This is a genomic window from Mucilaginibacter sp. P4_G9, assembly GCF_056400985.1.
This window is the reverse complement of the sequence record NZ_JBFUKF010000890.1, coordinates 1-777: the sequence shown is the minus strand read 5'-3', so window position 1 is coordinate 777 and position 777 is coordinate 1. Positions and strand designations below refer to the sequence as shown.

At 34.9% G+C, this 777-nt stretch carries 1 protein-coding gene and 1 tRNA gene; one reads left to right on the top strand and one right to left on the bottom strand.

What is annotated here, in order from left to right:
* Positions 1–240: 240 nt before the first annotated feature.
* Positions 241–307, top strand: a tRNA-Pro gene (locus AC1DPZ_RS28385).
* A 234-nt stretch (positions 308–541) separates the two neighbouring features.
* Here AC1DPZ_RS28385 and AC1DPZ_RS28380 read toward each other — a convergent pair.
* Positions 542–777, bottom strand: a 236-nt coding sequence (locus AC1DPZ_RS28380; RefSeq protein WP_477409838.1) for a hypothetical protein, incomplete at its 5' end; no start/stop codon positions are given.

The window sequence follows — 777 nt, the reverse complement described above, 5'->3', positions numbered from 1 at the left end:
CGTATTTGGTATAAAAATAGCAAAAAATCAACATAACAATTATATATTTTTTTAAAATCCAGGTGCCTTTTAAATGGCTTACTATTTATTTACCCAAATTCAAAGCAATTCCAGCAACAGCATGGTTTTTTTAATAAAAATTTTACATGGCCTGATTTTACTAACCAAATTAACAAACGGAACAAGCAATAATGTTATATTTAAGTATTAAATTCGGATAAACTAATTAAATATTGGGGATGGTGCGTAGCCGCATGGTGCCAGCATGGGGTGCTGGAGGTCRGAAGTTCGAATCTTCTCATGCCGACTTGAAAAAAAAGCAAAAAAGAGCGTATTTGAAGGTTTTAGGACCGATTGGATATGCTTTTTTATTTCTGAGAGGTTGATTAAAAATAGATAAACAGATCATTGGAGGTACGAAGCAATCCCCTACCTACAGCGTAGCTTTGCAAATCCGTTCTGCATAGCCTGGGATTGCTTCGTGCAATGACGAGCGTAGCTGTGTCTCCTTTTTAACCTCCTGTTTTATACTCACAAGGCCTCATACCTTGTTAATTTTATCTAAGACATCCATAACGCCGTCAATTACTCTTAGCACATAAAATTGTTTACCGTCTTCAATATTAACAATCCATGCACTATTTCCCTGGTATTCTACTTTAACAGTGGAGTTAATTATAAAATCGAAATATTTACTTTTTACAATAGTTCTGATATCGGCAGGCATTTCCTTTTCGTACCCAAAAGCCATATGATATACTAAATCGCCCTTTTTTG